Raw genomic sequence first — 6,675 nt, forward strand, 5'->3', positions numbered from 1 at the left:
CTTTTTTCATGGTGCGATGGTTGCAGTTAGGCGCCGTAGCCGGACTTGGACTGCGGCCTGCGCCGGGCAAACAGGCCGGTGCCGCGGGCGCCCTGCTTGGCAAAGCGCTCACGGCGCGCTTTCTTGGGGTCGACCTTGAGGGCTTCGTACAGCTCCACCCGATCCCCATCGGCCAGCATCTGGCTGCGGGGCCGCACCCGGCCCCAGATGCCGGCATCCTGCGCATCGGCAAATACCTGGCCGCTTTGCTCACCAGCCGCTGCCAGGGCCTGGGCCAGGCTGGCACCGGCGGCCAGCTGCAGTTGCACCGTCTGGGGCTGGCCGTTCTGGGCCCAGACCACCTCGATCTGCATCAGCGCGGCGCCAACTGCGGTATCAGCCATAGATCTTCTCGGCCCGCTGGATGAAAGCATCCATCATCGTGGCGGCGATCTTGTCAAAAATGGGTCCGACCACGGCGGCGAGCGCCATGCTGTCAAAGCCATAGCTCAGGCTCAGCGACACCTTGCAGGCGCGCTGGCTGCCATCGCCCACCGGCTCAAAGCGCCAGTCGCCTTGCAGCTGCGAGAACGGCCCCTTGACCAGGGCCATCTGCAGCCGCTTGCCCGGTTCATAGATGTTGCGGGTGACAAAGGATTTTTTGATGCCCGCCAGCGCAATGCCGACCTCGGCGGTCACGCCATCGGCGTGCTGCTCGAGCACGCGCGCATGGTCACACCAGGGCAGAAAATCGGGATAGCGCGGCACATCGGCCACGAGATCGAACATCTCCTGGGGGCTGTACCAGATCAGGACGGACTTGTTGACAGTTTTCATGCAGACAGGAGAGAGGGCCGCAGCAGCAAACCGGCTGCGGCCCGAAACATTCATAAAATCATAGACCAGAACAAAAAGCGCAGCCCCCAGCAGCCCTATGGACTTGGGAAAGCCGTTTTGCCCCTAATATTGCAATTATGTCGAAGACGAACAACACCAACAGCCGCATAGCCGATAACAAGAAGGCTGCATTCAACTATTTCTTTGAGGAACGCTTCGAAGCGGGCATGGTGCTGCACGGCTGGGAAGTCAAGGCGCTGCGCGAGGGCAAGGCCCAGCTCACCGATGGCTATGTGCTGGTCAAGAATGGCGAGCTCTTTCTGATGGGCTGCCAGATCAACCCGCTCAAGACCGCCTCCACCCATGTCAGCCCCGATGCCGCGCGCATCAAGAAGCTCTTGATGAAGAAGGACGAGATCAAGCGCCTGATCGGCAAGGTCGAGCAAAAGGGCTACACCCTCGTCCCCATCAACCTGCACTGGAAAAACGGCCTGGCCAAATGCGATATCGCGCTGGCCAAGGGCAAGGCCGAGCACGACAAGCGCGATGTGATCAAGGACCGCGAAGGCAAGCGCGAGGTCGAGCGCGCGATGAAGGTGCATAACCGCTGATAGACCAGATGCTTCAACGGTGGTTGCACCTGGGCGTCAGCGCCTGAGAAAAGTCATGCCCTGGCTCTAAGATAGCGGCTCCATTCTGACGGGAGACCCCGCCATGCACACACTGCTGCGGCTTGCGCGCTTTGGCCTGGCCACCCTGGTCCTTGCGGCCATCGGCCAACAGCTGTCCCTGCATGCCGCGCACGGCCTGCATTTTGCCAACTTCTTCAGCTATTTCACGGTGCTGTCCAACCTGTTGGCCGCGCTGGTGCTGGTGATCAGTGCATGCACACCGGCGCATGGCGAGCGCCCCTGGCTCAGCCTGTTGCGTTTTTTCTCCGCGCTCAATATGGCCATTGTCGGCCTGGTGTTTGCCTTGCTGCTGCGCAATCTGGATGTGGGCCTGATGCAGGCCTGGATCAACGCGGTACTGCACTACCTGATGCCAGTCGCCGTGGTGCTCGACTGGCTGCTCGCCCCGCCGGCCACGCCGCTGGCACGCAAGGCCCTGGGCAAGGCGCTGGTCCTGCCGGCGCTCTACCTCCTCTACACCTTGCTGCGCGGCCAAATGACGGGCTGGTACCCCTACCCTTTTCTGAACCCGGCCCATGTCGGTGGCTTTGGCGGTGTAGCGGTCTATGCGGCAGCAATTGCGCTGGGTTTTGTCGTGCTGGGGAGTGTGCTGCTGGCTGCCGCCCAAAGCCTGGCTGCCAGCAAGCGCATGCGATAAGGCCCGACACAGCGGACCGGCGGCTGGGCGCGGCGCGCGGCCAGGATGGGCATCTGTCCGACATGGCAGGCCAGCGCCCCCACCTATATTGAGGACACCATCAACCAACCTGGGTGCCGTCTATGTTCTCCAAGCTTGCTGTACTGGCCATTCCGCTGTCCGCCGTTCTTTTGACCGCCTGTGGCTCCATGCACCACAAAGCGGCGGACACGAGCACGCCAGTGCGATCCGCAGATGGCGTGCTCGTCGGCCCCGATGGCCGCACGCTCTACACCTTCACCAAGGACACTGCCGGCAGCGGTGCATCCACCTGCTACCAGCAGTGCGCCACCAACTGGCCGCCGCTGGGCGTGGCCGCCGGTGCCAAGCCGATTGGTGACTTCAGCATCATCACCCGCACCGACAACACCCAGCAATGGGCCTACAAGGGCTGGCCGCTGTACTACTTTGCCAAAGACAGCCAGGCGGGCGACAAGCGTGGCGATGGCATGGGCGGCGGTGTATGGAAGCTGGCCAAGCCCTGATTGGCCAGCGCCAGTAGCTTTTAGCGCAAACAACAAGAGGTGGCCTTGCGGCCACCTCTTTGCATTGGGGCGATCTGTCCCGCGCGCTGCTTATTTGGACTTGTCGCGCAGATTGCTGCTGTAGCGCTCCAGCCAGGCGGAGACCTTGCTCAAGGCCTGGCCGCCCTTGCCCAGCAGTTGCGCCAGCTCCGATTCTGCGCGCTCGCGCAAGGTCTCCTCGTTCTCGGGCAGCGGCGGCAGGATGTGAGCGAAATAGGTCTTGCCCAGCACCCGGTGCAGCAAACGCTCGCCGACAAAGGGCTGGTTGCCATTCAGCGCCCGCGCACCCTTGATGATGTTGCGGATGTCGTACTGCGTGGGACTGATGTCAGGCACCTGCTTGGGCAGGCCCAGCAAGGTGTAGACACCGATGCGCGCGGTGCGCACCGAGCTTTCCATCGTGAAGATGATGTCATTGCTGGTCTCGACAAACTGGCCGACCAAGGCCAGGTTGGTGCAGCCCTCGGGCACCACATGGGGCCGGTCGCCAGCAGCGCGGGGCATGAACTGCGCGGTGATGTAAGGCATCAAGGCCAGGCGCACCTTGGTATTGGCCGCCACGGCATCGATCTGGTCGGCAATGCCCAGGTGGTAGCACAGCTCGGCCAGAATCTCGCGGCCCGTGCATTCGGGCATGGTCTTGGCCACATGGTTGCCCTTTTTGTCCATCAGCAGCGCATACACCCAGAGCACCAGCACATCGCTGGGCTGGTCGGGGAAGTGCGGCTGGCGGTTGCAGGTAAAGCTCATCACCCAGTTCGAATCGGTGAAGGTGATGATGCCGCCGGTCACCGTCTTGCCCGAGTACGGATCGTTGACCGACAGCTCCTTGAGCTTGTCGATCAGCGGCGAGGCTTTGCAGGTCAAGGTGGCCGACTCCCACATCGAGCCCTTCACATCACCATAGAACTTCTCGGGCCGGCCAAACACCGGCGACTTGGCCGCCAGGCGCTTCCACAAGGTCCAGTCGCTGTCCTCGCCCGGCTCCTCATTGCCGCGCGCCAATACCGGTGCAGTGTCCAGGTCGCCATAGGCGGTGCCCTCGGTCATCGAGCCAGTCAGCGCAAACACCACATCATGGGGGCCGACGTCAATCTGAACCTCCTGGCCTGCTGATTTGCAGCGGATCGCGGTCACCGTGCGGCTGCCTGCTTCCTCGCGCATGTCAAGGTCATAGGCACGGGTGTTGAACTGCACCTTCACGCCCTTGTCCTTGAGCATGCGCGTTAGCGGCACGACAAAGCTGTCGTACTGGTTGTACTTGGGAAACACCAGCGCCGACATGTCGGTCAGGCCATCGATGGCGTCCAGGAAGCGGTGCATGTAGAGCTTCATCTCCAGCAGGCTTTGCCAGTTCTCGAACGCGAACATCGAGCGCCACAGGTACCAGAAATTGGTCTCCAGAAAACTGGCGCTGAAATAGGACTCGATGCTGATGTCGTCGAGCTCCTCCTTGCGCTTGAGCAGCAGCTTGACGATTTCCCACTGGTGCGCCTTGGTCAGACCCAGCGTCGAGAAATCGCGGATCTTGCCCTGCTGGTGCATCAGCCGGGCCTTGGACCAGTTGGGGTCGTTGTCGTTGACGAAGCGGTATTCGTCGAGCACGCTGTAGCCCTCGGGCAGCTCGAGCGCCGGCACATCCTGGAACAGGTCCCAGAAGTTGTCGTAGTTCCAGTTCATCTCGCGGCCGCCGCGCACGATATAGCCTTGCTCGGCATTGCCCGCGCCATCGAGCGAGCCGCCGGCCACATCCAGCGTATCCAAGATGGTGATGTCTTCGCCCGCCATGCCGCCGTCGCGGATCATGTAAAAGGCGGCTGCCAGGCCGGCAATGCCGCTGCCGATGATCCAGGCCTTGCGCCCCGCGACCGGCGCGCCCAGCACCGGCCGGTTGCGCATATAGGCGCCCATCATGTCCGGTGGTGGCAGGCTGTCTTGCGGGCCCTTGCGCCAAAAGCCTTCGCCGATATTGGCCTCCACGCGGATCGAGGAGGCCTGGGAGTCTGCATGCGTCATGGTCTTGCCTTTCATGGATACCTGAGGATCACATGCCAAGGTATAGCACACCGATTCGCCAGGCCCTTTGACAGGCGGCAAGGGCCTACGTATTCACGCAGGCCCTTGTCTGGCTCGGAGGCTGTGATGGCTTAGTTCAGCGTCAGCAGCGGGTGCGCCTCTACCGGCCAAGGGCTGGCAAACATCTGCGCCACTTCCTGCAGGTCCACCGCTTCAATTCGGGCGGGGCTCCAGCGGGGATGGTGGTCCTTATCGACCGCCAGCGCGCGGATGCCTTCGAGCGTTTCGCTTTTGCGGTCTGGGCGCAAATAGAAGCAGTGGCGCACCAGGTCGCGCTCCATGCGCAGGTCTTCGGCCAGGCCCATGCCGCGTGCGCGGCGGATCTGCTCGAGCACGACAAACAGCATCAGCGGCGAGCGCTTGCGCAGGGTCTCGGCGGTTGTGCGGGCAAAGTCGCTGCTGCCGGCCTCCAGCGCAGCGATGATGGCCGGCACATCAGCCAGGCCAAAGTACTGCGCGATCTCGGCATCGGGGTTGTTAGCACGTTCTGGTGCGGACGCCAAAGCGGCTTTGGCAAAGGCTTGCACGGCATCGCCGTTGGTAAAGTTGCCAGTTGCCAGGCCGTCCCACAGCGCCTGCTGCTGCGCGCTGTCCAGGTAGCCATCGGCCAGCTGGTAGGCCAATGCATCGGCCGCGCCGATCATCTGGCCCGTCAGGCCCAGGTACTCGCCCACATGGCCGGGGCAGCGCGAGAGGAAGTAGCCGCCGCCCACATCGGGGAACAGGCCGATGGCGGTCTCGGGCATGGCCATCTTGGTGCGCTCGGTGACGATGCGCAGGCTTGCTCCCTGGCTGATGCCCATGCCGCCGCCCATCACGATGCCATCCATGAAGGCGATATAGGGCTTGCCAAAATGGTGGATCAGGTGGTTGAGCGCATATTCCTCGCTGAAGAAATCCTCCAGTTCGGGATTGCCCGCCATGCCCGCCGCATGCAAGAAGCGGATATCGCCGCCAGCGCAGAAAGCGCCAAAGGCGCCCTCCTTGTTGCTGCCCCGGATCGCGACGGCCAGCACCTTGTCGTCCTGCTGCCAGCGCAGCAGCACATCGCGCAGCTCGCGCACCATCGCCAGCGACAGGGCATTGAGCGCCTTGGGCCGGTTGAGCGTGATCAAGCCCAGCTGGCCACGCACTTCGCTTTGCACATCTTCGGTGTAGACCGACATAAGATTTGGCTCCTTGTTCTTCTGAAAACAACCGCCACCATAGCCGAAAAACGGCGCGGGCTGCGGTCAATCAGGTGCCAAATCAGGCTACGGGCGTGCGGCTGTCGGTGATCTGGCGGATCACATCGAGCGCTATGCCATCGGCCGCCAACAATGCTTGGCCAGCCTGTAGCTGCCAATAGCTTTCGCTGCCAGCGGTCTGGCGCCACAGGTGCAGGCGGCGGGTGTAGAGCTGCAGGTCAAACTCGGTGGTAAAGCCGATCGCGCCGTGGATCGAATGCGCGAGCGATGCCACCTCCACCGCAGCCTCGCTGGTGCGCGCCTTGCCCACGGCCACCTTGAGCGGGTCTGCGGCCACGCCATCGGCCTCGCAGGCGATCTGCGCGGCCATGCGTGCCGCGCTCACATGCTCGGCCATCACCGCCAGCTCATGCTGGATCGCCTGGAACTTGCCAATCGGGCGGCCAAACTGCTGGCGCTCGTTGGCAAAGTTCAAGGTGCTCTCAAACACCGTCAGCAGGCTGCCCGCGAGCAAGGCCGACACCAGCCCGGCCTGGGCCACCAGCAACGACGCTGCGGCCGGCAGCCGCTGGGCCGAGGCCAGCGCCGCTTCAGGCCAGTGCAGATCCGCATCGAGCACAAAAATGCTGGCACTGGCCTGCGCGGCGGCCACCGGCAGCAGCCACAGATCAGCGCCTCGCTGGCCCAGCACCCATGGCGCCACG

General features: G+C 63.2%; 8 protein-coding genes. 3 read left to right on the forward strand and 5 right to left on the reverse strand.

All coding sequences use genetic code 11. From position 1 onward, the window contains the following. Positions 1-26: 26 nt before the first annotated feature. Complete coding sequence (locus H928_RS0115080) at positions 27-383, reverse strand: RnfH family protein (protein WP_021027260.1); 357 nt, start codon at positions 381-383, stop codon at positions 27-29. Next, positions 376-816, reverse strand: coding sequence for a type II toxin-antitoxin system RatA family toxin (locus H928_RS0115085; protein ID WP_021027261.1), 441 nt, complete (start codon positions 814-816; stop codon positions 376-378). Before H928_RS0115085 ends, H928_RS0115080 begins: the two co-directional genes overlap by 8 nt. 137 nt (positions 817-953) lie before the next feature. On the opposite strand from H928_RS0115085, the gene smpB reads away from it, so the two are divergent. From smpB to H928_RS0115100, 3 genes are all read left to right on the forward strand, one after another. Then, positions 954-1,427, forward strand: a complete 474-nt coding sequence (gene smpB / locus H928_RS0115090; RefSeq protein ID WP_021027262.1) for an SsrA-binding protein SmpB — start codon at positions 954-956, stop codon at positions 1,425-1,427. Between the two features lie 103 nt (positions 1,428-1,530). Beyond that, entirely contained in the window at positions 1,531-2,145 is a 615-nt protein-coding gene (locus H928_RS28035; RefSeq protein WP_021027263.1) for a Pr6Pr family membrane protein, read from the forward strand. A gap of 122 nt (positions 2,146-2,267) precedes the next feature. Then, a complete protein-coding gene (locus H928_RS0115100) occupies positions 2,268-2,669 on the forward strand; it encodes an ATP-binding protein (protein ID WP_027010979.1) in 402 nt (133 codons plus the stop codon). Between the two features lie 90 nt (positions 2,670-2,759). Here H928_RS0115100 and H928_RS0115105 read toward each other — a convergent pair whose 3' ends face one another. The 3 genes from H928_RS0115105 to H928_RS0115115 all read right to left on the reverse strand — a co-directional run. Next, entirely contained in the window at positions 2,760-4,724 is a 1,965-nt protein-coding gene (locus tag H928_RS0115105) for an oleate hydratase (protein ID WP_043340348.1), read from the reverse strand. Positions 4,725-4,855: 131 nt separating this feature from the next. Continuing rightward, entirely contained in the window at positions 4,856-5,950 is a 1,095-nt protein-coding gene (locus H928_RS0115110; protein ID WP_021027266.1) for an enoyl-CoA hydratase/isomerase family protein, read from the reverse strand. 82 nt (positions 5,951-6,032) lie between these two features. After that, positions 6,033-6,675 (reverse strand): acyl-CoA dehydrogenase family protein (locus H928_RS0115115; RefSeq protein ID WP_027010980.1); only part of this gene is annotated, 643 nt, incomplete at its 5' end.

This window comes from Comamonas sp. B-9, assembly GCF_000410635.1.
Taxonomy (GTDB): Bacteria; Pseudomonadota; Gammaproteobacteria; order Burkholderiales; family Burkholderiaceae_C; genus Comamonas.

Coding starts and splice junctions, on each gene's coding strand:
- H928_RS0115080 (WP_021027260.1), bottom strand. CDS start 383: ATGGCTGATACCGCAGTTGGCGCCGCGCTGATGCAGATCGAGGTGGTC.
- H928_RS0115085 (WP_021027261.1), bottom strand. CDS start 816: ATGAAAACTGTCAACAAGTCCGTCCTGATCTGGTACAGCCCCCAGGAG.
- smpB (WP_021027262.1), top strand. CDS start 954: ATGTCGAAGACGAACAACACCAACAGCCGCATAGCCGATAACAAGAAG.
- H928_RS28035 (WP_021027263.1), top strand. CDS start 1,531: ATGCACACACTGCTGCGGCTTGCGCGCTTTGGCCTGGCCACCCTGGTC.
- H928_RS0115100 (WP_027010979.1), top strand. CDS start 2,268: ATGTTCTCCAAGCTTGCTGTACTGGCCATTCCGCTGTCCGCCGTTCTT.
- H928_RS0115105 (WP_043340348.1), bottom strand. CDS start 4,724: ATGACGCATGCAGACTCCCAGGCCTCCTCGATCCGCGTGGAGGCCAAT.
- H928_RS0115110 (WP_021027266.1), bottom strand. CDS start 5,950: ATGTCGGTCTACACCGAAGATGTGCAAAGCGAAGTGCGTGGCCAGCTG.